Raw genomic sequence first — 662 nt, 5'->3', positions numbered from 1 at the left:
TGGTTCTGTTGCAAAGTAAAAAAATATAGCTAACCACTAATTTATCATGTCAGTGTTCGCTTAACTTGCTAGCATGATGCTAATTTCGTGGCATGGCGAAAATCCGTAGATCTGAAGAGACCTGCGGTTCTTTTTATATAGAGCGTAAATACATTCAATACCTTTTAAAGTATTCTTTGCTGTATTGATACTTTGATACCTTGTCTTTCTTACTTTAATATGACGGTGATCTTGCTCAATGAGGTTATTCAGATATTTCGATGTACAATGACAGTCAGGTTTAAGTTTAAAAGCTTTAATTACTTTAGCCATTGCTACCTTCGTTGAAGGTGCCTGATCTGTAATTACCTTTTGAGGTTTACCAAATTGTTTAATGAGACGTTTGATAAACGCATATGCTGAATGATTATCTCGTTGCTTACGCAACCAAATATCTAATGTATGTCCCTCTGCATCAATGGCACGATATAAATAGCTCCATTTTCCTTTTATTTTGATGTACGTCTCATCAATACGCCATTTGTAATAAGCTTTTTTATGCTTTTTCTTCCAAATTTGATACAAAATTGGGGCATATTCTTGAACCCAACGGTAGACCGTTGAATGATGAACGTTTACACCACGTTCCCTTAATATTTCAGATATATCACGATAACTCAATG

The 662-nt window shown here is 34.7% G+C and carries 1 protein-coding gene; it reads right to left on the bottom strand.

Annotated elements, in window-relative coordinates; genetic code table 11:
- Window positions 1–60: 60 nt before the first annotated feature.
- A partial coding sequence (locus tag IDG66_RS12620) for an IS6-like element IS257 family transposase (protein WP_031860640.1) occupies window positions 61–662 on the bottom strand: 602 nt, incomplete at its 5' end.

Origin of the sequence: Staphylococcus sp. EG-SA-18 (assembly GCF_017151825.1) — a bacterium.
GTDB classification, from domain to species: domain Bacteria; phylum Bacillota; class Bacilli; order Staphylococcales; family Staphylococcaceae; genus Staphylococcus; species Staphylococcus aureus.
This window is presented reverse-complemented; position numbering and strand designations above follow the sequence as displayed.